At 64.4% G+C, this 23,302-nt stretch carries 24 protein-coding genes and 1 riboswitch; of the genes, 14 read left to right on the forward strand and 10 right to left on the reverse strand.

Features of this window, described 5'->3' with window-relative positions:
* The first annotated feature begins 115 nt into the window (after positions 1–115).
* Genes cobS through FJ428_RS11870 form a run of 3 tightly spaced genes read left to right on the forward strand, consistent with a single transcriptional unit; the run spans position 116 to position 4,037 of the window.
* Entirely contained in the window at positions 116–1,102 is a 987-nt protein-coding gene (gene cobS / locus FJ428_RS11860; RefSeq protein WP_140500761.1) for a cobaltochelatase subunit CobS, read from the forward strand.
* A gap of 11 nt (positions 1,103–1,113) precedes the next feature.
* On the forward strand, positions 1,114–3,012 hold the full coding sequence (gene cobT, locus FJ428_RS11865) for a cobaltochelatase subunit CobT (RefSeq protein WP_140525765.1): 1,899 nt from the start codon (positions 1,114–1,116) through the stop codon (positions 3,010–3,012).
* Positions 3,009–4,037: an esterase-like activity of phytase family protein gene (locus FJ428_RS11870; protein ID WP_140500763.1), complete on the forward strand. Its 1,029-nt coding sequence runs from the start codon at positions 3,009–3,011 to the stop codon at positions 4,035–4,037. Before cobT ends, FJ428_RS11870 begins: the two co-directional genes overlap by 4 nt.
* Positions 4,038–4,124: 87 nt before the next feature.
* Here the strand turns inward: FJ428_RS11870 and FJ428_RS11875 are convergent, their stop codons facing one another.
* From FJ428_RS11875 to rpmB, 3 genes are all read right to left on the reverse strand, one after another.
* Positions 4,125–4,805, reverse strand: a complete 681-nt coding sequence (locus FJ428_RS11875) for a hypothetical protein (protein WP_140500764.1) — start codon at positions 4,803–4,805, stop codon at positions 4,125–4,127.
* Between the two features lie 3 nt (positions 4,806–4,808).
* The gene (locus tag FJ428_RS11880; protein WP_140500765.1) at positions 4,809–5,492 is read right to left on the reverse strand and encodes a queuosine precursor transporter; all 684 of its coding nucleotides are present in this window, start codon (positions 5,490–5,492) and stop codon (positions 4,809–4,811) included.
* Positions 5,493–5,655: 163 nt separating this feature from the next.
* The gene (rpmB, locus tag FJ428_RS11885; RefSeq protein WP_140500766.1) at positions 5,656–5,952 is read right to left on the reverse strand and encodes a 50S ribosomal protein L28; all 297 of its coding nucleotides are present in this window, start codon (positions 5,950–5,952) and stop codon (positions 5,656–5,658) included.
* A gap of 252 nt (positions 5,953–6,204) precedes the next feature.
* On the opposite strand from rpmB, the gene FJ428_RS11890 reads away from it, so the two are divergent.
* Genes FJ428_RS11890 through FJ428_RS11900 form a run of 3 tightly spaced genes read left to right on the forward strand, consistent with a single transcriptional unit; the run spans position 6,205 to position 8,606 of the window.
* Positions 6,205–6,993: a DUF3108 domain-containing protein gene (locus FJ428_RS11890; protein ID WP_140525409.1), complete on the forward strand. Its 789-nt coding sequence runs from the start codon at positions 6,205–6,207 to the stop codon at positions 6,991–6,993.
* A 27-nt stretch (positions 6,994–7,020) separates the two neighbouring features.
* Positions 7,021–7,935 (forward strand): EamA family transporter, encoded by a 915-nt coding sequence (locus tag FJ428_RS11895; protein ID WP_140633313.1) that lies wholly within the window; start codon positions 7,021–7,023, stop codon positions 7,933–7,935.
* Complete coding sequence (locus tag FJ428_RS11900; protein ID WP_140513901.1) at positions 7,932–8,606, forward strand: lysoplasmalogenase family protein; 675 nt, start codon at positions 7,932–7,934, stop codon at positions 8,604–8,606. Before FJ428_RS11895 ends, FJ428_RS11900 begins: the two co-directional genes overlap by 4 nt.
* Before the next feature lie 15 nt (positions 8,607–8,621).
* Here the strand turns inward: FJ428_RS11900 and FJ428_RS11905 are convergent, their stop codons facing one another.
* Together FJ428_RS11905 and gloB are read right to left on the reverse strand one after the other, a co-directional pair.
* Positions 8,622–9,062, reverse strand: coding sequence for a cupin domain-containing protein (locus tag FJ428_RS11905; protein ID WP_140513900.1), 441 nt, complete (start codon positions 9,060–9,062; stop codon positions 8,622–8,624).
* A gap of 23 nt (positions 9,063–9,085) precedes the next feature.
* Positions 9,086–9,853, reverse strand: coding sequence for a hydroxyacylglutathione hydrolase (gene gloB / locus FJ428_RS11910; protein WP_140513899.1), 768 nt, complete (start codon positions 9,851–9,853; stop codon positions 9,086–9,088).
* 153 nt (positions 9,854–10,006) lie between these two features.
* On the opposite strand from gloB, the gene FJ428_RS11915 reads away from it, so the two are divergent.
* The 3 genes from FJ428_RS11915 to FJ428_RS11925 all read left to right on the forward strand — a co-directional run bounded on the left by FJ428_RS11915 (position 10,007) and on the right by FJ428_RS11925 (position 13,667).
* On the forward strand, positions 10,007–10,795 hold the full coding sequence (locus tag FJ428_RS11915; protein WP_140565863.1) for a methyltransferase domain-containing protein: 789 nt from the start codon (positions 10,007–10,009) through the stop codon (positions 10,793–10,795).
* A gap of 139 nt (positions 10,796–10,934) precedes the next feature.
* Entirely contained in the window at positions 10,935–12,758 is a 1,824-nt protein-coding gene (locus tag FJ428_RS11920) for an ABC transporter ATP-binding protein/permease (RefSeq protein WP_140879490.1), read from the forward strand.
* Between the two features lie 105 nt (positions 12,759–12,863).
* Complete coding sequence (locus FJ428_RS11925; protein WP_140879491.1) at positions 12,864–13,667, forward strand: DUF1194 domain-containing protein; 804 nt, start codon at positions 12,864–12,866, stop codon at positions 13,665–13,667.
* A gap of 111 nt (positions 13,668–13,778) precedes the next feature.
* On the opposite strand, the gene metW is transcribed toward FJ428_RS11925, so the two are convergent.
* Together metW and FJ428_RS11935 are read right to left on the reverse strand one after the other, a co-directional pair.
* Positions 13,779–14,393, reverse strand: coding sequence for a methionine biosynthesis protein MetW (metW, locus tag FJ428_RS11930; RefSeq protein WP_140500775.1), 615 nt, complete (start codon positions 14,391–14,393; stop codon positions 13,779–13,781).
* Positions 14,394–14,451: 58 nt separating this feature from the next.
* Complete coding sequence (locus FJ428_RS11935) at positions 14,452–15,621, reverse strand: homoserine O-acetyltransferase (protein ID WP_140513895.1); 1,170 nt, start codon at positions 15,619–15,621, stop codon at positions 14,452–14,454.
* Positions 15,622–15,740: 119 nt separating this feature from the next.
* Positions 15,741–15,818, reverse strand: a riboswitch (SAM riboswitch).
* Positions 15,819–15,954: 136 nt separating this feature from the next.
* Between FJ428_RS11935 and hisC the strand changes: the two genes are divergently transcribed.
* Positions 15,955–17,064: a histidinol-phosphate transaminase gene (gene hisC / locus FJ428_RS11940; RefSeq protein WP_140676366.1), complete on the forward strand. Its 1,110-nt coding sequence runs from the start codon at positions 15,955–15,957 to the stop codon at positions 17,062–17,064.
* A gap of 6 nt (positions 17,065–17,070) precedes the next feature.
* Positions 17,071–18,006: a prephenate/arogenate dehydrogenase family protein gene (locus FJ428_RS11945; protein ID WP_181167284.1), complete on the forward strand. Its 936-nt coding sequence runs from the start codon at positions 17,071–17,073 to the stop codon at positions 18,004–18,006.
* Here the strand turns inward: FJ428_RS11945 and FJ428_RS11950 are convergent.
* Both FJ428_RS11950 and FJ428_RS11955 read right to left on the reverse strand, forming a co-directional pair.
* Positions 18,003–18,932, reverse strand: a complete 930-nt coding sequence (locus FJ428_RS11950) for a sugar kinase (protein WP_140664832.1) — start codon at positions 18,930–18,932, stop codon at positions 18,003–18,005. The genes FJ428_RS11945 and FJ428_RS11950 overlap by 4 nt on opposite strands.
* Positions 18,933–18,941: 9 nt before the next feature.
* Complete coding sequence (locus FJ428_RS11955; RefSeq protein WP_140513891.1) at positions 18,942–19,940, reverse strand: DUF2125 domain-containing protein; 999 nt, start codon at positions 19,938–19,940, stop codon at positions 18,942–18,944.
* A gap of 137 nt (positions 19,941–20,077) precedes the next feature.
* On the opposite strand from FJ428_RS11955, the gene FJ428_RS11960 reads away from it, so the two are divergent.
* From FJ428_RS11960 to FJ428_RS11970, 3 genes are all read left to right on the forward strand, one after another.
* Positions 20,078–20,599, forward strand: a complete 522-nt coding sequence (locus tag FJ428_RS11960; protein ID WP_140500781.1) for a gamma-glutamylcyclotransferase — start codon at positions 20,078–20,080, stop codon at positions 20,597–20,599.
* A gap of 118 nt (positions 20,600–20,717) precedes the next feature.
* On the forward strand, positions 20,718–21,665 hold the full coding sequence (locus FJ428_RS11965) for an aldo/keto reductase (protein ID WP_140525418.1): 948 nt from the start codon (positions 20,718–20,720) through the stop codon (positions 21,663–21,665).
* Positions 21,666–21,751: 86 nt separating this feature from the next.
* Positions 21,752–22,378: a LysE family translocator gene (locus FJ428_RS11970; RefSeq protein WP_140513889.1), complete on the forward strand. Its 627-nt coding sequence runs from the start codon at positions 21,752–21,754 to the stop codon at positions 22,376–22,378.
* A gap of 41 nt (positions 22,379–22,419) precedes the next feature.
* On the opposite strand, the gene FJ428_RS11975 is transcribed toward FJ428_RS11970, so the two are convergent.
* A complete protein-coding gene (locus FJ428_RS11975; RefSeq protein WP_140633304.1) occupies positions 22,420–23,208 on the reverse strand; it encodes a 1-acyl-sn-glycerol-3-phosphate acyltransferase in 789 nt (262 codons plus the stop codon).
* Positions 23,209–23,302 lie beyond the last annotated feature (94 nt).

Genomic DNA, 23,302 nt, shown 5'->3' on the forward strand with positions numbered 1-23,302 from the left:
ACGGTTCGTGTCGTTTTCCAACTTTCATAAGGGTGGAAAAGGCTCTAAGACCGCCCCCGGAGAAAATCGATTGCCGGCGAAATCAGTCGTTTCGCCCGTGGAGACGTGGATAGAGATGAACAAGGTCGATCGCGACATCGCCAACCTGCCCGACACCACGGTGTCGGTGAAGGACAAATTCGGCTTCGACTCCAAGATGGTGGTGCCGGCCTATTCGGTCACCAGCGAACATGTGCCCGACATCGATCCCGACTATCTTTTCGACAAGGCGACGACGATGGCGATCCTCGCCGGCTTCGCCTACAACCGGCGCGTCATGGTCTCGGGCTATCACGGCACCGGCAAATCGACCCACATCGAGCAGGTCGCGGCCCGCCTCAACTGGCCTTGCGTGCGCGTCAATCTCGACAGCCATGTCAGCCGCATCGACCTCGTCGGCAAGGACGCGATCGTGGTCAAGGACGGCTTGCAGATCACCGAATTCCGCGACGGTATCCTGCCTTGGGCTTATCAGCACAATGTGGCGCTGTGCTTCGACGAATATGACGCCGGCCGTCCGGACGTGATGTTCGTGATCCAGCGCGTGCTGGAATCGTCGGGTCGGCTGACGCTGCTCGACCAGAGCCGCGTCATCCGTCCGCATCCGGCGTTCCGGCTGTTCTCGACCGCCAACACGGTCGGGTTGGGCGACACCACCGGCCTCTACCACGGCACCCAACAGATCAACCAGGCGCAGATGGACCGCTGGTCGATCGTCACCACGCTGAACTACCTGCCGCACGACAACGAGGTGAACATCGTGCTGGCCAAGGCCAAGCACTATCGCGACGGCAAGGGCAAGGACATCGTCAACAAGATGGTGCGCGTCGCCGACATGACGCGCTCGGCCTTCATCAATGGCGATCTGTCGACCGTGATGAGCCCGCGTACCGTCATCACCTGGGCCGAGAATGCCGAGATCTTCGGCAATATCGGCATGGCGTTCCGGCTGACCTTCCTCAACAAATGCGACGAACTGGAGCGCTCGGTGGTGGCCGAGTTCTACCAGCGCGCCTTCGGCGAGGATCTGCCGGAGAGCGCCGCCAATGTGGTGCTGGGCTAAGCAGAGCCTCGATGGCGGGTCCGGGCGACAATACGCGCAACAAGTCGAAGACGGGCTCTGAAGCCGACAGCTTCAAGCGCGCCGTCACCGTCTGCATGCGCGCCATCGCCGGCGACAAGGAGCTGGAAGTCGGCTTCGCCAAGGACCGCCCGGCGCTCGCAGGCAGCCGCGCCCGGCTGCCGGAATTGCCCAAGAAGGCGTCCAAGACCGACATAGCCATCACCCGCGGCCTCGGCGATTCCATGGCGCTCAAGCGCGCCTGCCATGACGTGCGCATCCACAGCAGACTGGCGCCGGAAGGCAAGGCGGCCCGCGCCATCTACGACGCGGTCGAGCAGGCGCGCGTCGAGGCGATCGGCAGCCGCGCCATGCAAGGGGTCGCCGACAATATAGGCTCGATGCTGGAGGACAAATACGCCAAGGCCAATCTCGTCGACGTCAAGGACAAGGCCGACGCCCCGATCGAGGAGGCGCTGGCGCTGATGGTGCGCGAGAAGCTGACCGGCCGGCCGATCCCCAAGAGCGGCGAGCGGCTGGTCGAGCTCTGGCGCCCCTGGGTCGAGGAAAAGGCCAGCGCCGACCTCGACGGGCTGTCGTCCAAGCTCGACGACCAGCAGGCCTTCGCCCGCGTCGTGCGCGATATGCTCGCCTCCATGGAAATGGCCGAGGAACTCGGCGACGATCAGGAGACCGAAGACTCAGAGGACAATGACGATAACCAGCCGCAAGGCGAGGAACAGAGCGAGGAAGGCGGCGAGGACGATTCCGGCTCCGAACAGTCGCAGTCCGAGGATGCCGAGGCTTCCGCTGACGACGAGCAGTCGGCCGAGACCGAAGCCTCCGACGCCACTGCCGACGATTTGTCCGACGATGACGATGCCGATGCCGAGACGCCCGGCGAGGCGCGCCGCAATGACAACCCTTTCACCAACCTGCCGAAGGAGATCGATTACAAGGTCTTCACGTCAGCTTTCGACGAGACGGTGGGGGCGGAGGAGCTTTGCGAGGAAGAAGAACTCGACCGGCTGCGCGCTTTCCTCGACAAGCAACTCGCCAACCTGTCCGGCGTCGTCGGCCGGCTGGCCAACCGTTTGCAGCGCCGCCTGATGGCGCAGCAGAACCGGTCGTGGGATTTCGACCTGGAAGAGGGCTATCTCGACCCGGCACGGTTGGTGCGCGTCGTCATCGATCCGATGCAGCCGCTGTCCTTCAAGCAGGAGCGCGACACCAAATTCCGCGACACGGTGGTGACGCTGGTGCTCGACAATTCGGGGTCCATGCGCGGCCGGCCGATCACCGTGGCCGCCACCTGCGCCGACATTCTGGCGCGCACGCTGGAACGCTGCGGCGTTTCGGTCGAGATTTTGGGCTTCACCACGCGCGCCTGGAAAGGCGGGCAGGCCCGCGAGAAGTGGCTGAAGGACGGCAAGCCGCCGAATCCGGGCCGGCTGAACGACCTGCGCCACATCATCTACAAGTCGGCCGACCATCCCTGGCGGCGGGCACGGCGCAATCTCGGACTGATGATGCGCGAGGGCCTGCTCAAGGAAAACATCGACGGCGAGGCGCTGCTGTGGGCGCATAACCGGCTGATCGCCCGACCCGAACAGCGCAAGATCCTGATGATGATCTCCGACGGCGCGCCGGTCGACGATTCGACACTGTCGGTCAATCCGGGCAATTATCTCGAGCGCCATCTGCGCGCCGTCATCGAGCTGATCGAGACGCGCTCGCCGGTCGAGCTGCTTGCCATCGGCATCGGCCATGACGTCACCCGCTATTACCGGCGCGCCGTCACCATTGTCGATGCCGAGGAACTGGCCGGCGCCATGACCGAGCAATTGGCTTCGCTGTTCGCCGAGGAAAGCGCACGCGATACGCGGCGCGGCGGCATGCGGCGCGCCGGATGATCTTTTCGCACGGCGGATTTCGACAAGCACTTTTCGCCGCCATCGCCCTGTTTGCCGGTGCAGCCCCGGTGCCATCCAGTTCGGCCGGCGCGACCTCGGTTGAACCGGTCGAGGTCTTAGCCCGCCCGATCACCGAATTCCGTATAGGCCGTGCCGACAAGCAATTCGGTCCGCTCGAATTCGTCGGCGGGCTGGAGATGACGTCGCCGTCGCGCGATTTCGGCGCGCTGTCGGCCTTCCGTTTCCTGAAAGGCGGTCGCGACTTCGTCGGCGTCGCCGATACCGGATTCTGGTTCTTCGGCACCGTGACCCATGATGCGGACAAGCGCCCGTCAGGCATCGGGGACTTCCGCATGGAACAGATGGTCGATGCATCGGGCCAGCCGATCGACGAGAAATCGGAAGTCGATGCCGAGGGGCTTTCCGTCAAGGACGGCATTGCCACCGTGGGTTTCGAGCGCAACCATCGCGTCGCCCAGTTCAAAATTGGCCCCGACGATATGAAGGCGCCGTTCAGGCAGATGGATTTCCTGGTTCCGGCATGGGAGCTGCGCCGGAACCGAGGCTTCGAGACCGTCACCCACGCCAATGCCAATGGCCGCCACCAAGGCGGCCTGGTCGTGGTGTCGGAAAAGAGCTTGGACAAGGCCGGCAACATCTATGCCGCCATCATCGAAGGTCCGCACAAGGGCGTCTTCACCGTCAAGCGCAACGGCGATTTCGACATCACCGATGGGGCTTTCCTGCCGGATGGCGACCTTCTGCTGCTGGAGCGCAGTTTCACGATGGCAGGAGGTCTCAAGATGCGGCTGCGGCGCATTGATGGCGAGACCGTGGAGAAGGGCGCGGTCGCCGACGGTCCGGTGCTGCTGGAAGCCGATATGGGCTACCAGATCGACAATATGGAAGGGCTCGACGTCTGGAAGCGCGAAGACGGCGCGCTGATGGTGTCGCTGATCTCCGACGACAACCACTCGATCCTGCAGCGCAATCTCTATCTGGAATTCATTTTGCACCAGGACTGATTTGGCGCTCCAACTGCGAAGCTGAAGTTGAAGGTATTCAACGCCGGCTTCGATTTGGTCGGCTATTCATCAAATGACGGCGTCCGCTCAGGGTCGCGAGCCGTTGGTGGCGATCCAGATGACATGACGCGCGCCGCGCTTGCCGTTGGCGCGCGTGCTCACCTCCTCGACCGCGAAACCTGCCTGCTTCAGCCGCCGGGTGAAGCCGCTGTCCGGCCCTTGCGACCACACGGCAAGCACGCCGCCGGGCTTCAGTGCGGTGCGCGCTGCCGCCAGACCCTGCAGGCTGTACAGCGCGTCGTTGGATTTGTGAACGATGCCGTCCGGGCCGTTGTCGACATCGAGCAGGATGGCGTCCCAGACCGCGGGCCGGGATCTTATAAACTGCCCGACATCGGCCTCCCGGACGATGACGCGCGGATCGTCGAGACAGCCACCAAACAGTTCGGCCATCGGCCCTCGCGCCCACGCGATGACCGCCGGCACCAACTCCGCGACAGTGATTTCGGCATTCTCGCCCAACTCGGCGAGAGCGGCGCGCAGCGTAAAACCCATGCCAAGCCCGCCGATCAGCATTCTCGGCTGTCTGCGGCCGGCGATCCTCCGACAGGAGAGCCTGGCCAACGCTTCTTCCGAGCCGCTGAGGCGGCTGTTCATCAACTCGTTGGTGCCCAGCATGATCGAGAATTCGGAACCGCGCCGCTTGAGCCGAAGCTCCTGCGCGCCATCCGGGGTTTTCGCGGAGTCCAGCTGGATCCAGGGAATCACGGCCTAGACCGCAGCAACAGCCGGCTGGCTCCAGCGGGCGGCGAGCAGCCGATAGGGGATCAGTGCCACGACGGCGATGATCAGCTTCACGCTGAGGTCGCCAAGCGCCCAAGAGACCCAACGCATGGCCTCGACCGGCAGCACGCCCATCAGCGGCGCCGTTTCCAGCGCAAAACTGTCGCTTGGGCCAACGAAGGCGAAAGCCGCGGAGAAAGCGACGCTGAAGAACACGACGGTGTCGAACACCGAGCCGACCAGCGTGCCGACGATCGGCGCCCGCCACCAGCTCTGTCGGCGCAGACGGTTGAACACGGTCACGTCTAGCAATTGCGCGGTGAGGAAGGCCGCGCCGGACGCCGCCGCGATGCGCACCAGCCGGTCGGCGGCGGTCTCGAACTCGATGAAACCATGGCGGAACAGGAAGGGCGGCACGAGGACCGAGCAGACCACCGCCGTCATGAAGCCGACAAAGACGATCCGGCGCGCCACGGCAGGCCCGTAGCGGCGGTTGGCAAGGTCCGTGACCAGAAAGGAGAACGGGTAGGTGAACGCGCCCCAGGTGAGCAGGTCGGCCAGCGACAAGCCGCCGATCCGACCCTGCATCGGGAACTGCACGAGGATATTCGATGCCACGACGACAAGCGCCATGGCGGCCACGAAGGGCAGGTATCGCGAGAAGGAAGTCATTTTTTTATCCTGGGTAATGGAACCAGCGGAGCGTCATGCCGAAACCGGATCGCGCTCGCTTTGTTCGAGCATCGGATTTCCGAAACCGCCTTGCGGACGGCGACCCGATGTCCAAGGCCAACAAGAGGTTGGCCAGGGCGGTTGTCCCCCGCCTGAAGGCAGTTTACGCGGCAGCCTGCTCGGCGAGCTTCTTGGCGATCTGCTTCTTCAAGAGGCGCGCGCGCTGCGACAGCTCCTTGACGTCAGCCTTGGCCAGGAAGGCGTCGAGACCGCCGCGATGCTCGACCGAACGCAGCGCGTTGGCGGAAATGCGCAGGCGCACATTCTGGTTCAGCGCTTCCGAAATCAGCGTCACATTGACGAGGTTCGGCAGGAAGCGACGCTTGGTCTTGTTGTTGGCGTGGCTCACATTGTTGCCGGTCTGGACTGCCTTGGCAGTGAGTTCGCAGGTGCGGGACATGGTTCTAACCTTCAGTTCTCTCGGGGACCTGCCAAACCTTCGTGCCCACGCCGGGTGGCGCGCGGTTCTGGTCAAGCGGCCTTATGGAAAAAGTTGGCGTTCCATAGTTGCATTTCGCCCATGCGTCAAGCTCCAGCCTGGGCCCAGCGGCATTTCATACTAAGGCCGGAATTCGTCGTATAAGCGGTTCCATAGGGACATGCCAGACCGGAGTTGTCCGCCTCCGGTTGAAATCAAGGATCCGATCGCGCCATGCTTCGCTTGCCCCATGCCCTTGCCGCCGCGCTGGCCGTCGCCTTGCCGTCGGCCGCGACGGCCGCCTCGCCGCAGTCCTTCAGGGGCGAATACACAGTGTCGTTTCTCGGCCTTTCTATCGCGAAATCAAGCTTTTCAAGCCATTATGAGAACGGCGTCTACTCGATCGACGGCAGCGTTTCCGCGGCTGGTCTCGCCAAGCTGTTCGACGATACGCGCGGCACGATCTCGTCCAAGGGTACGATTTCGGGCCAGAAGATGGTGCCGCAGGCGTTCCGCGCGGACTACACTTCCGGCAAGAAAGCCTCCGCCATCGACATTCGTTTTGCCAATGGCAACGTCATCTCGACGACGGTCGTTCCCGCGCCGGAAAAGCGCGATCCCGACAGTTGGGTGCCGCTTGGCGCCGGCGACCTGGCATCGGTGCTCGATCCGATGGCGGCAACCGTCATCCATGCCGGCAGCCTCGACAAGGTCTGCGGCCGCACCGTGAGGCTGTATGACGGCGAGATGCGCGCCAACCTGACGCTGAGCTACGCTTCAAAAGGGTCGATCTCGGTGCCCGGCTACAAGGGCGACACGGTCACCTGCCGGATGGGCTTCGAACCGGTGGCGGGCTACCGCAAGGGCCGCAAGGCACTCAATTACCTCAAGAACAAAAGCCGCATCATGGTGACATTTGCGCCGCTCGGCCAAACCGGGGTATATGCGCCGATCCGCGCGACGGTCGGGACGCAGATCGGCACCTTGACCATCAGCGCCAGGCGTTTCGAAGCAATACAATAAGGCGCCACGCGCGCCACTGGAGACAGAATGGGGCGCGCGACACTGATCGGCTTTTCGGCCGTCGCCATGTGGGCGCTGCTCGCGTTGCTTACGGACGCATCCGGCAAGGTGCCGCCGTTCCTCTTGTCGGCGATCACCTTCTCGATCGGCACCGGGGTCGGGCTTGTCGCGCGTCTCTTCATGCCGGCCGCGGATAAAAGCCAGAGGATACCGCGCCAGGTCTGGGTGATCGGCATTGCCGGCCTCTTCGGCTACCACTTCTTCTACTTCACTGCGCTGCGCAACGCGCCGGCGGTGGAGGCGAGCCTGATCGCCTATCTGTGGCCGCTGCTGATCGTGCTCGGCTCGGCGCTGATGCCGGGCGAGCGGCTGGCCTGGAACCATATCGTGGGCGCGCTGCTCGGCCTAGCCGGCACCGTGCTCATCGTCACCAAGGGCGGCGGCCTCGCCTTCGACGCGCGCTATGCCTTCGGCTACGCCATGGCTGCCGTCTGCGCCGTGCTGTGGTCGTCCTATTCGCTCCTGTCGCGGCGTTTCCCCTCGGTGCCGACCAGCATCGTCACTTGGTTCTGCGCGGCGACCGCGCTGTTGTCGCTTGCCTGCCATCTGGCGCTGGAAGAGACGGTGCTGCCCGCGAGTGCCGGGCAATGGCTTGCCGTGCTCGGGCTCGGCCTGATGCCAGTGGGGGCAGCCTTCTATGCCTGGGATGTCGGCGTCAAGCGCGGCAACATCCAGGTGCTGGGCGCGGCAAGCTATGCCGCGCCGCTCCTGTCGACGCTGGTGTTGATCGCGGCCGGCGTCGCCGAGCCGTCGCTGCGCATTGTCGCGGCCTGCGTGCTCATCACCGGGGGGGCCGCACTTGCGGCAAAGTCGCTGTTCCTGCGCAAGCCCGCTGCTTCCGAAAGCGGAGCCGGTGCATCCGAAGGCGGAGCCCGGGCGTGACGATGCCGTTTCCAGGCGGCATCGACGCCAACGCCAATGCGACGCTGATCTTTTCGCTGGTGGCGGCGGTTGTCTACGCCTTCACATCAGGCATGGCGCCGACGCTCGCCCATTCGGCGGCAAAAACGCTCGCCGTGGCCATGCTTGCCGTGCTGGCGGCGATGCAGGGCGGGCCGCTGCTACTGGTCGCCGCTCTTGCGCTGAGCGCCATCGGCGACGCCTTCCTGTCGCGGGATGGCGAAAAGATGTTTCTGGGCGGGCTGGGCAGCTTTCTCGCCGCGCATATCGTCTACGTCGTGCTGTTCCTGCGCAGCGGCGGGGGAATGGGAGTGCTGGGGGCCGAACCTTGGCGCGCGGCAATCGCACTTGCGATGGCGGTATTCGTTATTCTCATGCTGGCGGCGCTGTGGCGCCGCGTCGGCCCGGCCCTGCGAGCGCCGATCGCGGGCTATGTCGCGGCCATCCTCGCCATGGGCATTTCGGCGCTGACGACGAGCAGTGCCGCTGTTATCGGCGGTGCCGTGCTGTTCATGGCGTCCGACGCGCTGCTGGCCACGGAACGCTTCCTGGCGGCCGCCATTTCGCCACATCGCGCCTGGATGCGTTTGGCGGTCTGGGTGCTTTACTACGCCGCGCAGCTCGTGGTCACGCTTGGTTTCCTGCTGCGCTAAGGGTTTCCGGCTGGGTCAGAGCTGTTTAGGCCGCCAACCAGGCTCCGCCAGTTCAAACGCCGCAAAGTCGAAGCCCGGCGCCACGGTGCAGCCGACCAGGGTCCACTCGCCCAGGCTGCGCGCCGATTGCCACCAGCCCGCCGGCACGACGATTTGCGGCCGCTCGCCGGCCGCAAGCTCGATGCCGAGCACCTGCTCGATCACCCGGTTAGCCTTTGGGCCGCCTTCTTCCCATATCGACAGCGCCAGCGGCGCGCCGGCGTAGAAGTGCCAAGCCTCGGCTGCATCCCTGACGCGATGCCAGGCGGAAACCTGGCCCTGCTCCAGCAGAAAATAGATCGCCGTCGAGTGGCCTCGAGCTCCGCCGCCACCGTCGCGAAAGGTTTCCGTGTACCAGCCGCCTTCCGGATGCGGCTTCATGCCAAGGATGGCGATGATTTCTGCGGAACTCGTCATGGTTTCGACCAGTGTCGCTTGGCCTAGAAATTATCCTTGCGCTTGCGGACCTCGGCAAAAACCTCGACATCCGACGCCTTCTCCATGCCGAGATGCCTGCGGATTGCCGGATCGTGCCAGCGCAGGAAAGGGTTGGTCGACAATTCCTCGCCGATCGTGGTCGGCAGCGTCGGCTTGTTATCGGCGCGCAGCGCTTCAATTTTTGCCGCGCGTTCCTTCAATGCCGAATTGGTCCGGTCGACGCTCAGCGCGAAACGGGCGTTGGCGAGCGTGTATTCGTGCCCGCAATAGATCACGGTCGCGGCAGGCAGTGCCGCGAGCTTCTTCAGGGATCCATACATCACCGGCGGCTTGCATTCGAACAGCCGCCCGCAGCCGAGCGCGAACAGCGTGTCGGCGGTGAACGCCACTTTCGATGCCGGCAGGTGATAGGAGACGTGGCCGGCGGTGTGGCCGGGGGTGGCGATCACTTCGATGCGCTCCTCGCCGAGATGCAGGATCGAACCGTCCTCGACAGTGTCGTCAATGCCGGGAATCTTGGCCTTTTCGGCTTCGGGACCCACGATGCGCAGCTTGAAGCGCTGCTTCAGCGCCAGATTGGCCTCGACATGGTCGGCATGGTGATGCGTGGTCAGGATCATCGTCGGCGTCCAGCCGGTGCGCTTGACCGCAGCCAGGATCGCCGCTTCTTCCGGCGCATCGATAAGCGCGGTCTGACCGCTTTTGGGGTCATGCACCAGCACGCCGAAATTGTCGCTGCGGCACATGAACTGTTCGATTTCGACCGCCATCGCATCTCTCCATCTTTCGCCGCAGACATAGGACGCCGACGCGCGGATGTCATCCCGGAGATGACTAATGTCAGGATGTCATTCGACATCCGGGATCTCGGGACGTCGCGGCCTTTTGTTGAAACCCGCCGATATCGCGGCTACATCCCTGACATGCATTCCGACATCGTCGATCTCCGCTCCTTCTATTCGACAGCGCTCGGTCGCTTCGCCGAGCATTCGATCACCATGGCCTTGTCATCGATATGGGCCACCGTGCCCAATGAGCGGCTTGTCGGGCTCGGCTACACCTTGCCTTGGCTGGAACGGTTCGGCAGCGACGCCGAGCGGGTGTTCGCCTTCATGCCGGCGACGCAGGGCGCCGTGGTCTGGCCGGCGGCGGGACCGACGGCGACGGCTCTGGTTTTCGACGAGGAACTGCCGCTGGTCGATTCCTGCATCGACCGCATGCTGCTCGTGCATTCGCTCGAGCATGTCGAAAACCCGCGCGAAACGCTGAACGAGATCTGGCGCGTGCTGTCGCCGGCCGGCCGGGTGGTCATCGTCGTGCCCAACCGGCGCGGCGTCTGGGCGCGGTTCGAGCACACGCCGTTTGGCAATGGCAGGCCGTTCTCGCGCGGTCAGCTCACCGAGTTGCTGCGCGAGGCGAATTTCACGCCCGCCGCCTGGTCCGACGCCCTGTTCTTTCCGCCATCGCGGCGGCGTTTCATGATGCGCTTCCACAATATGGTGGAGCGCGCCGGCCGGCGGCTGTGGCCGATCTTTTCCGGCGTCATCGTGGTCGAGGCGCAGAAGCGGCTCTATCAGGGCGTGCCGGCCGCCCAGCGCGCTTCCCGACGGGTTTTCGTGCCGGTGCTTTCGCCGCATGCAGCAACGCGGCTCGGCCGGCGAATAGAGACCGGGGCCACGACATCGCCGGGTCCGCGAATGACACCTTCGTGATCATGCCAGAAACTTGCGCCGGACGGCATTTCGCGACCTATCTGTCGCTGACGGGCTCGCAGCCTGGCTGAGTGACCAGTGGCGTCACTACACTTCATCCGGTTTTCAGCACCGCTTTTGAACGCAAGGACTTCAGCTCATGGCCGATTATCCGGACAATGATGCCTCTGCCCGGCCTATCGCTGCGGTCGAAGCTTCGAGCCTGCGTGATCAGGTGGCAACCATCAAGCTGGCGCTTGCCGGGTCGCCGGTCCGCAAAGGGCTACGCTGGGCCTCCATCGGAATGGTTGCCGTCATTGTCGCGACCTCGATCGGCCAGGTTCTGCTCAACCGCTGGAACCAGCCTTTCTACGATGCGCTTGCACGCCGCGACATGCAGGCCTTCCTGCACCAGCTCGCCGTTTTTGCCGCGATTGCCGGTGGGCTTCTTGTGCTCAATGTCGGCCAGACCTGGCTCAATCAGACGATCCGGCTGAAGCTGCGCGAGGCGCTGACGCTCGATCTGATCGATGGATGGATGCGGCCGGCGCGCGCTTTTCGCCTGGCGCATGCAGGCGCCATCGGGGTCAATCCCGACCAGCGCATGCAGCAGGACGCGAGCCATCTTTCCGACCTGTCGACGGATCTCGGCGTTGGCCTGCTGCAATCCCTAATCCTGCTCGCCTCCTTCGTCGGCGTGTTATGGGAGCTGTCCTCGGGCTTCGTCTTCCATGTCGGCGGGACATCGCTCGCCATACCAGGCTACATGGTGTGGGCGGCCATCCTCTATGCCGGAACGGCTTCCTGGCTGAGCTGGCTGGTCGGACGGCCACTGATCCACCTCAACAGCGACCGCTACACACGCGAGGCGGAGCTGCGTTCCTCGATGGTGCGCGTCAACGAGAACATCGATGCCATCGCGCTCGCCCGAAGCGAGCCCGATGCCAGGCGGCGGCTGGAAACCGACCTGGGCACCGTGCTCGGCGCCATGCGACGCATCTATAACGCCCAGATCAATCTCGCCTGGGTGACGGACACCTATGGCTGGATCACCGTGGTGGCTCCCATCCTGGTCGCTTCGCCGGTCTATTTCGCGGGCGATATCAGCTTCGGCGGACTGATGATGGCGGTCGGCGCCTTCAATCAGGTCCATTCTTCATTGCGTTGGTTCATCAACAATATCGGCAGCATCGCCGATTGGCGCGCGACGCTGATGCGCGTCGCCGATTTCCGCATTGCGCTGGATGAGACCGATGTGCTGCACGACCAGGAAAGGCGCATCGAATTCGGCGAGAATGCAAACGGCAAGCTGACCTTCGAGAAACTCGAAGTGGCCTCGCCGGGGGGCTGCACGAGGCTCGCCGACCAGCATGTCGAGATCCACGCCGGCGAACGCGTCATGCTCACCGGCGAGCCTGGCGCGGGCAAGACGCTGTTCTTTCGCGCCATTGCCGGCCTGTGGCCGTGGGGGAGCGGGCGCATCGGCATGCCGGCGGGGGAGGTGCCTATCTTCGTGCCGCGCACGCCCTACTTCCCAACCGCCACGCTGCGCGAAGTGCTCGACCGCGTGGACGGGGTTGCGCCGGCAAGCGATACCGATATCTCGGCCGTGCTGGCCGAGATCGGCCTGGAGCGCCTGTCGTCGTCGCTCGACCGTAGCGCGCGTTGGGAGCATGAACTGGCCGACGACGAACTGCGCCTGCTGGCCTTCGCCCGGCTCGTGCTGCGGCAGCCGAAATGGGTGATCATCGATGAGGCTCTCGATGCCTTCGACGGACCGACACTGCGGCGGGTCCTGTCGACGCTGGAGAAGCGGCTGGGCGGGGCGACGATCCTCAATATCGGCCGCGGGCAGCACAACAATCAGTTCTTCCCGCGCGCGCTGACCATCGTAAAGGCGTCCGGCGTGCCGGCCCTGAAGCCCGCGCGTATAAGGGCAGGCGCGATCGAGCCGCCGCCGGCCGCTCCTCGCCGCAAGAAATAGCACTTCCGGCATCTGTTCGGGCTGGCCCGCGGCACGCCATGCGGCAGCTTTATTTCGCCGTGATCGCGAGGGAAGATTGCGGCGGAAACATCGCTTGAGCCGGCCATGCTTGATGCTCTCAGCCTGCTTGCCTGCCTGGCCTGCACCGAGGCCGCCGTGACTGCGCCTGCGCCGGACAGCCTGGCCGTTGACGTCGAATTGGTGCTGGCGGTCGATATCTCATTGTCGATGGACGAGAAGGAGTTCGCCCTGCAGCGCGCCGGCTATGTGGAGGCGCTGCGTCATCCCGACTTCGTCAAGGCGGTCCGCGCGGGGAACGCCGGTCGCATCGCGCTCACCTATTTCGAATGGGCCGGCACCGTCCGCGACGACGCGCTCATCGGCTGGCAGGTCATCGACGGCGCCGAGAGCGCCAACGCCTTTGCCGACAAGATAGCGGCCCGTCCGTTCCGCAGCTTCCGCGGCACGTCGATCTCCGGCGCGCTCGCCTTCGGCGCGGGGCTCTTCGACCGCACCGCTTACGAAAGCGAACGCAGCGTCATCGATATTTCCGGTGACGGACCGAACAATATCGGGCCGCCCGTCACCGCCACGCGGGATGCGGCAAACGCCAGAGGCATCGTCATCAACGGCCTGCCGATCCTGATCAATCCATCGCCCACCTTCAGCCACCTCGACCGGTATTACGCCCAGTGCGTCACCGGCGGGCCGGGCTCCTTCGTGCTGCCGATTTATACAGCCGCCGAATTTTCGACGGCAATCCGGCGCAAGCTGATTCTCGAAGTGAGCGGCGTTCAGAACGAGACCAGGATCATTCCCGCCGAAGCCGAGGCTCCGATCGACTGCCTGCAAGGCGAACGCGACAGACGGTTCTTGTCGGATCCGTATTTCCCGGAGCTCGATCGCTGAGCCTTCGCCGGGCTATGCGTTCCAACCTGCTGATGACCTTCGTCGCAGAGATCAGCCTGCAGCTCGACTTCGCCCGAAAAGGGGGTGTCATAGCCACCTCCGGGATGGCCCTTATCGCTTCAACAAGAACACTGCCTGCTGGCCGAAGAAGTTCCAGAACCACCATGGCATCGACAGGCCGATCTTCTGGCCGTTGGCGTCGAGCGCGGTCGCCCTTTCCACGGTCGCGCCAAGCTCCTCGCACAGATTGACGAAGTCGCGGATGGTGCAGAAGTGGATGTTCGGCGTGTCGTACCAGGAATAGGGCAGGTCCTTGGTCACCGGCATGCGGCCCTTGACGAACAGCGACAGGCGCACCCGCCAGTGGCCGAAATTGGGGAAGGAAACGATGGCGTGTTCGCCGATCCTGAGCAGTTCGTCGAGAACGAGCTTCGGGTTGCGGGTCGCCTGCAAGGTCTGCGACAGGACGACGAAATCAAAACCCTTGTCGGGATAGAATTCGAGATCCTTGTCGGCGTCGCCCTGAACGACGGAAAGGCCGCGCGCCACGCATTCGTTGACACCGCGCTGCGACAGCTCCAGTCCGCGGCCGTCGATCTGCTTGGTTTCCTGCAAAAGCTCGAGCAGCGAGCCGTCGCCGGAGCCGACGTCCAGCACCCGCGATTGCGGCGGGATCAGACCGGCGATCACCTCGAGATCGACGCGCTGGGCGCGGTTGACGCTCATGGCTTGCCCCTTGTCGTGGTGCGTGACCCTTGATGGACAGGTCTGCAATTTTGCGGGGTCATGCGCCGAGCCCTCTCGCTCGCGCGGCCGAGCCGATGAAGCCATTGATGGCGGCGAACAGTTCCGGCTCGTCGAGCAGGAAGGCGTCGTGCCCGCGATCGGTCTCGATCTCGACGAAGGACACCGACGCGCCGGCGGCATTCAGCGCATGGACGATCGAGCGGCTCTCCTCGGTCGGGAACAGCCAATCCGAGGTGAACGACACCAGGCAGAAGCGGGTCTTGGTGCCGGCAAAAGCATCGGCCAGCCTGCCGCCGTGGTCGGCGGCGAGGTCGAAATAGTCCATGGACCGCGTCATGTAGAGATAGGAATTGGCGTCGAAGCGGTCGACGAAAGTCATGCCCTGGTGACGCAGATAGCTCTCGATCTGGAAATCGGCGTCGAAGCCGAAGGTCAGCGCTTCGCGGTCCTGCAGGTTGCGGCCGAACTTCCGGTGCAAGGCTGCTTCCGACAGGTAGGTGATGTGGGCGGCCATGCGCGCCACGGCGAGCCCCTTTTCCGGGCGTTTGCCGTGGTCGAAATACTTGCCGCCATGCCATTCTGGGTCCGCCATCACGGCCTGCCGGCCGACCTCGTGGAAAGCGATGTTCTGCGAGGAATGACGCGCGCCGGTGGCGATCGGCAGCGCCGAGAAAACACGCTCCGGATAGCTCGACGCCCATTGCAGCACCTGCATGCCGCCCATCGACCCGCCGAGCACGCAAAACAGTTTTTCGATGCCGAAATGGTCGATCAGCATCTGCTGGGCACGCACCATGTCGCGGATGGTGATGACCGGAAGGTCGAGCCCATAGGGCTTGCCGGTAGCGGGATTGGTGGAGGCCGGGCCGGTGGAACCGAGGCAGCCGCCGATGACGTTTGAGCAGATGACGAAGAAGCGGTTGGTGTCGATGATCTTGCCGGGTCCGATCAGCACTTCCCACCAACCCGGCTTGCCGGTCACCGGATTGGTGCTGGCCACATGCTGGTCGCCGGTCAATGCGTGGCAGACGAGAATGGCGTTTGAACGGGCGTCGTTCAGCGTGCCGTAGGTCTGGTAGGCGATCTGGAACGGCGACAGCAGCGTGCCGGCGTCGAGCTTGAGCGGCTTGTCGGCGCCGAAGCGCACGACCGGGCTCGACGGTTGGTCTGCCTCGTTGTTGGTTCTGCCAGCGCGCTGAGCGGCCATCTCGTCTCTCTTGCTGCACCTTGCCTTTGCGGAAATCGCTGCCGATCTCCGCGCCGCCGATGCGTTCGTCCGGCCGATCGCGGACAACAAAAAACCGGCATTGCCTTCGCAAAGCCGGTTACGTCGCGCAAACGGCCCTTTAGCGAATTGTTTAACGTGGCTGCAAGCCGACCGGCCAAATCACCACGGAACTGTCGATGCCCTTCTAGAACTCACCTGCCTCGCCGTCAATGCCGCTTGCTGGCACCACTGCCACCTCTCGACATTGCCGGCCATGGCTTGTATTTCCGCAGCGGCTTCCAGGATGGAGGCGTTCTCGACGGATTTTGCGATATGAGCCAGACCTCGGACAAGACACGTCCAACCCCGCGCGCGGGCATCATGGACATCCAGGCCTATGTGCCGGGCAAGAGCTCGGCCCCCGCCGGGGTGGACAAGGTCCACAAGCTGTCGTCGAACGAGAACCCGCTCGGCCCCTCGCCGAAGGCAATCGAGGCCGCGCGCGAGGTCGCCGCCAAGCTCGACGTCTATCCCGACGGCACCGCCCGGCGCCTGCGCGAAGCAATCGCCGAGGTGCATGGTCTGAACGCACAGAACATCATCTGTTCCAACGGCTCCGACGAGATCCTCGGCCTCATGGCGCAGACTTATCTCGCCCCCGGCGACGAGGCCATATTCACCGAACACGCCTTCATGGTCTACAAGATCTACATCCAGTCGGCGGGGGCGACGCCTGTCGCGGTCAAGGAGACCGAGGAGCGCGCCGACATCGATGCGATCCTGGCGGCCGTCACGCCACGTACGAAGATCGTGTTCCTCGCCAATCCCAACAATCCAACCGGCACTTACGTGCCGTTCCAGGAGGTGCGCCGCCTGCATGCCGGCCTGCCGAAGAACGTGCTTCTGGTGCTCGATGCCGCCTATGCCGAATATGTCAGGCGCAACGACTATGAGGCCGGCATCGAGCTCGCGGGCAGCTCTCAGAACGTGGTCATGACCCGCACCTTCTCCAAGATCGGACTTGGCGGGGCGCGGATCGGATGGATGTATGGGCCGATGCACATCGTCGACGCGATCAACCGCATACGCGGTCCCTTCAACGTCAATGCGACGGCGATCGAGGCCGGCATCGCCGCCGTCCGCGACCGCACCCATATCGAGCGCAGCGTCGCGCATAACGAGACCTGGCTGGCCTGGCTGAGCGAACAGATGACCGGGCTCGGGTTGCGGGTGACGCCGAGCGTCGGCAATTTCCTCCTCATTCATTTTCCCGACGACGGCAAGCATTCGGCCGCGGCGGCGGACGATTATCTCACCCAGCGCGGCTACATACTGCGGCGTGTTTCGGGCTATGGCTTTCCCAACGCACTGCGTATGACGGTCGGCACCGAAGAGGCCAATCGCGGCGTTGTCGCGGCACTCACGACATTCCTGAAAAGCTAGAACGCCATGGCATCACCGATGTTCGAAAAGATCGCGCTGGTCGGCATCGGCCTGATCGGCTCGTCGCTGGCCCGCGTCATCCGCCGCGAGGGCCTGGCCGGCCATGTCGCCATCTCGACGCGCAGCGCCGCAACGCTGGCGCGGGCGCAAGAGCTTGGGCTGGGCTCCTCCTACGCCATAGATGCCAAGGAAGCGGTCCGCGATGCCGACCTGGTTATCGTCTCGGTGCCGGTCGGCTCGTCCGGCGCGGTGGCGCAAGAGATCGCGCCGGCGCTGAAGAGGGGCGCCATCGTCACCGATGTCGGCTCGACCAAGGCTTCCGTGATCGCACAGATGCAGCCGCATATACCCGGTGGGGTGCATTTCATTCCCGGCCATCCGCTGGCCGGCACGGAGAAATCTGGGCCCGATGCCGGTTTCGCCGATCTGTTCGACAACCGCTGGTGCATTTTCACCCCGCTGCCGGACACGGATCCGGACGCGCTGGAAAGGCTTTCCGAATTCTGGCGCCGTTGTGGCGCCAACATCGACACGATGGATCCGCAGCATCACGACATGACACTGGCCATCGTCTCGCATTTGCCGCACATCATCGCCTACAACATCGTCGGCACCGCCGATGACCTGGAATCGGTGACCAAGACGGAAGTCATCAAATATTCCGCTTCCGGTTTCCGCGACTTCACGCGTCTCGCCGCCTCAGATCCGACCATGTGGCGGGACGTGTGCCTGCACAACAAGGACGCGATCCTGGAAATGCTGGCGCGGTTCTCGGAGGATCTGGCTTTTCTGCAGCGGGCGATCCGCTGGGGCGACGGCGACAAGCTGTTCGACCTGTTCACCCGCACCCGCGCCGTGCGACGCTCGATCATCGAGGCCGGCCAGGACATCGACGTGCCGGATTTCGGTCGCCAGGCGGTCGAGCATCCGGCGAAAAACTAGGCTCCTTCAGGCCAGGTCGCCGCCATCATCGCCAGTGTCTCGGCACGATCGGGCGCGCCCAGCCTGCCGCCGAAGCGCTGGCATTTGAGCGCTGCGGCCGCGCTGGCAAAGCGTAGCGCCTGCTCGATCGGCATGGCTTGCGCCAATCCGGCTGCGAATGCGCCATGAAAGACGTCGCCGGCTGCCAGCGTATCCACCACCTTGACCTTTGGCGCAGCGACGTGGCGTACGCAACCGGCCTGCCTGTCATGCCACCAGGTTCCAGCCCCGCCGGCGGTTACCGCGACGAAAGCGTCGGTGCGCGACGCAAGGTCGGCGCATGCGGCCTGCGGGTCCAGCGCCTGGCCGCAGACGATGCGCGCCGCCGGTTCGGAGGCGACGATGTGCGAGGCGAGCGGCAACAGCCGCTCCAGCACTGCCAATGGCGCGGTGTCGGCATCGAGGATCCCAGGGCGGCGGGCAGCGCGCGCAGCGCTGAGCGCCAGCGCCGCCGCACCCGGCCAGCGCACATCGACCAGCACGGCATCGAAAGCCGTGAGATCGGCGACCGGCAAGCCGTCGGGATCGGCCTGGGCGCGCTGATCGTAGAAAGGCACGATGATGCGCTCGCCATGGCCGTCGACAAGGATCGCGGCCAGCGCCGAGGACGCTCCGGGAACGCGACGGACGAGGCTGCAATCGACGCCCTCCGCCTCGATGCCCGATATCAGCTGGTCGCCGACCTGATCATCGCCGGCGCTCGCCCAAAGCCACACTTCGGCGCCCAGCCGGCGTGCGGCGCAGGCGGCACTCGTGGCCATGCCGGAAGCGATCTGGACGCCATCGGCGGCCATGAACTTGCCCTGATGGATGGGCAGCGCTTCGACGCGAAGAATGGTGTCGAGCGTCAGCGCGCCGACGCTCAGGAGTTTTGCCGGTCTGTCCATTGGGGATGCTTAGTCGACCGGCTTGATCTTGCCCAGCGGGATAAAGCCGAGCGAGGCCTTGCCCTTGACCACCTTGAGCGGCATCGACGGTTCGTTGCCGAGCAGCGCCAGGGCGGCAAAGCCTTGTTCGATCTGGTTCTTCTGTTCGGGTATGGCGGCCCCGAGAATGGCGGCCACGGCTTTCGGGTCTTTCAGCCTGATCATCAGATCGGCATCGACCAGGCCCTCGGCGTCGACCGACAGCGGCCCGGAAACGGTGACGTGCGCCGTGCCCGACGACAAATCGAGCCTGCGGATCTCGACGGCCTGGCCGCGCAGGCTTTTCAGTTGCGTGCCGATCAGGGCCAGGCCGTTCTTCAGCGTCGCCTCGCCACTGGCGTCGAGCGGCGGCAGGACGCGGCCCCCGATCGCATCGGGGTCGATCTCCAGATCGCCGAAGCTGCCGATATAGTCGATATCCCTGCCGTTCGGCTGCAGCTGGCCCGCCGCCTTGCCGGCGCTGAACAGTTGCACCGGATCGGTGTCGTCGGCCGGATCGGTCTGGCCGGACAGGCCCTCGGCCGTGAGCGAAATGCGTCGCGGCAGCGGCCATGAGAGCTTGACGTTGGCCTTAAGATCATCCCAGTCGATCCACAGCGGCACCATGCCCGGAACCGAGGTCCTGAGCGGACCGCGCAGGTCCGCGACCGGCGACAGCGGCTGGATGATCTGGGCGACGGCGTTGAAGGAGCCGGCAGAGGCGGCAAGGTTCTTGGCGTCGTCCTCATAAGCAAGATTGTCGCAGGAGACGGCGAAGCTCAGGGGATAACCGCTGACCTGGAGATTGGCGCAGCCGGCCTCGATGCCACTCTTGTTGAGCGTGGCGATCGCCTTGTCGGCTTCGCTCCGGACCCTGTCGGCGAGATAGAACCAGCCGCCGCTGTAGATGGCGAACAGCGCGATGACAAACGCTGCAAGCCAGAACAGGCGGCGGCGATGCTTCGGCTGGCGTTCGTCAGTGGACGTCATGCTGCGGTTCTCGTTCACGCATGGGGGCTGTGGGCGGGCTGTCGATTCTGGCAACGACAAAAGGTAGACAGAGATGGACGGAAAAAACACCGATTCCGGTGTGGTGTTGCCATTCTTACGCAATCAGGCACGGCGATATGGGCGATTTTTGGGTGTTTGGCTATGGTTCGTTGATATGGCGGCCGGGGTTCGCGCATGTCGAGACAAGGCGGGCGCGCCTGCATGGCTATCGTCGCGCGCTGTGCGTCTATTCCTTCGTGCATCGCGGCACGCGGGAACGTCCGGGGCTGGTGCTCGGCCTTGACCGCGGGGGTTCCTGCGTCGGGCTGGCTTTCCGGGTGCCGGGCGAGTTGCGGGACGAGGTCATCGCCTATCTGCGTGAGCGCGAGCTGGTCACCAATGTCTATCTCGAGCGCATGCTCAATGTCCGCCTTGACGGCGGCGGCACGGTCGAGGCCGTGGCCTATATCGTCGACCGCAATCATGAGCAGTATGCCGGTGCGCTCGATGCGGCCCACGCCGCTGATGTGGTGCGCGGCGCTGTCGGCCAGTCCGGCAATAATGAGGATTATGTGTCGAGCACGCTGGACCATCTCCGGGCGCTCGGCATCCGCGATCACTGGTTGGAAGACGTGGCCAGGCGGATCGCGCCTTTGTGAAGCGCTGGCTTGCGGAAAAATCCGGCGAGGTCTTTGACCTCGATGCGGCGAGACCTAGGTTAGGCTCCGACTCTCAACGGGCGATAGCCGCCCAATCCCACCAACACGGAGATCAGCCTTGCAGAAACGCCGTCTCGGTCGCACCGACCTTTCCATCGCGCCGCTGGTTCTGGGCGGCAATGTCTTCGGCTGGACCGCCGACGAGAAGACGTCGTTCGACCTGCTCGACCGCTTCGTCGGCGCCGGCCTGAACGCGGTCGACACAGCGGACGCCTATTCGCGCTGGGTGCCCGGCCACGAGGGCGGCGAATCGGAAACCATCATCGGCAAATGGATGAAGGACCGCGGCAACCGCGATAAGGTCGTGGTGGTCACCAAAGTCGGCTCGGACATGGGACAGGGCCACAAGGACCTGTCCGCCGCTTACATCGAAAAGGCCGTCGATGCTTCGCTGAAGCGGCTTCAGACCGAGTTCATCGATCTTTATCTGTCGCACTGGCCGGATCCAACCACGCCCTATGAGGAAACCCTCGGCGCCTATGAAAAGCTCCTCGCCAAGGGCAAGATCCGTTATGCCGGCTGCTCGAATCTCGACGCCGGCCAGTTGCGCGCCGCGCTCGACGTGGCAAGCCTGCGCAGCCTGCCGCGCTATGAAGTGCTGCAGCCGGAATACAATCTCTACGACCGCTCGTCGTTCGATGGCCCGCTGCGCGATCTCTGCATGGCGGAGGACATCGGCGTGATCACCTATTTCAGCCTGGCCAAGGGTTTCTTGAGTGGCAAATACCGCAGCGAGGCCGATCTCGGTCAAAGCCCGCGCGGCGGCGGGGTGAAGGATTACCTCAATGCGCGCGGTATGCGCATCCTCGCGGCACTCGACGCGGTGTCCGCCAGGCATTCGGCCAAACAGGCGGAAGTGGCGCTTGCCTGGGTCATTGCCCGGCCGGGCGTCACCGCGCCTATCGCCAGCGCCACCAAGCCTGAACAGATGGACAGCCTGATCAAGGCGGTGTCGCTGGAGCTGAGCGCCGACGACATGGCCGAGCTCGACAAGGCGAGCGGCTGAGCCGTCAGCAGCGCGCACGATCGTCCAAGACGGTCGCCCCGACCTTGCCATACCGTCATTGACGCTTGGCAAGACAGGAGGCGCGGATGGCAGGCCCGCTTTTTTCGCAGCCGGATATGTGGCGTCAGCTCGTTGCGCTGATGCTTGCCGCCACGGCCGTCATGGGCAGCCCGGGACCGGCGACGATAAGCGTCACCGCCGTCGGCGCGGCGTTCGGCCTGCGCCGTTCCCTGAGCTACGCCTTGGGGGTCATCCTGGGCACGATCACCGTGCTTCTGGTCGTGGCAAGCGGGGTGAGCGCCATGCTTGCCACGATGCCGCGGCTCGCGCCGCTGCTTGTCGCGGCGTCGGCTGCCTATATCCTCTATCTCGCGTTCAAGATTGCCAGCGCGCCGCCCCTGGCGGCGGATGCCGGCGAGGCCGCGCGACCGACATTCACCGGCGGGTTCCTGCTGGCGGTGGCCAACCCGAAGGCTTATGTGGCCATCGCCGCGGTGTTCGCCGGCGCGTCCGCGGATTCGGGCGCCGGCGCCATCGGCACCGGGCCGAAGCTGACCGCTCTCGCATTCATGATCGTCGCCATCCATGCCGTGTGGCTGCTTGCGGGCGCTGCTTTCGCACGCTTTCTTCGCAGGCCGGTGGCTTCGCGCATCATCAATCTGGTCTTTGCCGCGACGCTGGTGCTGACGACCGCACTGGCTGTGTTCGCTTGAACGTTGCGCGGGCCGCCATCGGTCGCGCCGAAGGCCGCACTTCAGGCTTTGGCGCCGAGTTCCCGCAGCCGCTTCACCGCCGTCGGCGGCAAGGCGGGCGGATTGGGTGCACGGGACGCGTCGATGAGGAACTGGTCGCAGGCGGTTTCGGTTTCGCCGATCAGCCGCCGCATGAATTCCTCCTTGTCCAGGCCCGGCGGGATCGGCGGCAGGAAGCGCGCCTTGATGGTGCCGGGATAGCGCAGGAACTTGCGGCGCGGCCAATAGAGGCCGGCAACATGGGCGACCGGCACCACGGGAATGCCGAGCTGCGCATAGATTTCGACAATGCCGTATTTGTAGGCGGGTTCGTCGCCGGGCGCGCGGCGGGTGCCTTCGGGATAGATGATGAGCTGCCGCGGGTTGCGCGCGATTTCTTCCTTGGTCGCCGCAACCACCGCCTTCAGCGCCTTGGAGCGGCTGCCGCGGTCGACCGGGATCATGCGCATTTTCAGGATGTACCAGCCGAAGAACGGAATCCAGGTCAGCTCGCGCTTCAGAATGTAGAGTGGATCCTGGAGATAGGGGAAGAAGGCGATCGCGTCCCAGAAGGACTGGTGCTTGGGCGCCAGGATGAAGGAACCTTCGGGCAGATTTTCCACCCCGGTGATGTCGCTCTTGGTCCCGGCGATCTTGTCGTAGAGCCACATCGAGGTGCGCGACCAGAACTTCGGCACGAACCAGGCGCGATGGCGCGGCGACAGGAAATAATAGGGAGTCCAGAGGATCATCTGGACGATCAGATTGACGTAGAAGACGAAGTTGAACGCCAGCGATCGGACTTGGAGCATTGGGGGAGGCCCGGTAAGGAGGTGTGCGTTGGTTACACCAAGCGGGCGCAAAAAGGAAATGGCCGAAGATGCCCCCGAACGGCGCCGAAAGACG

Origin of the sequence: Mesorhizobium sp. B2-8-1, from assembly GCF_006440955.1 — a bacterium.
GTDB lineage: Bacteria > Pseudomonadota > Alphaproteobacteria > Rhizobiales > Rhizobiaceae > Mesorhizobium.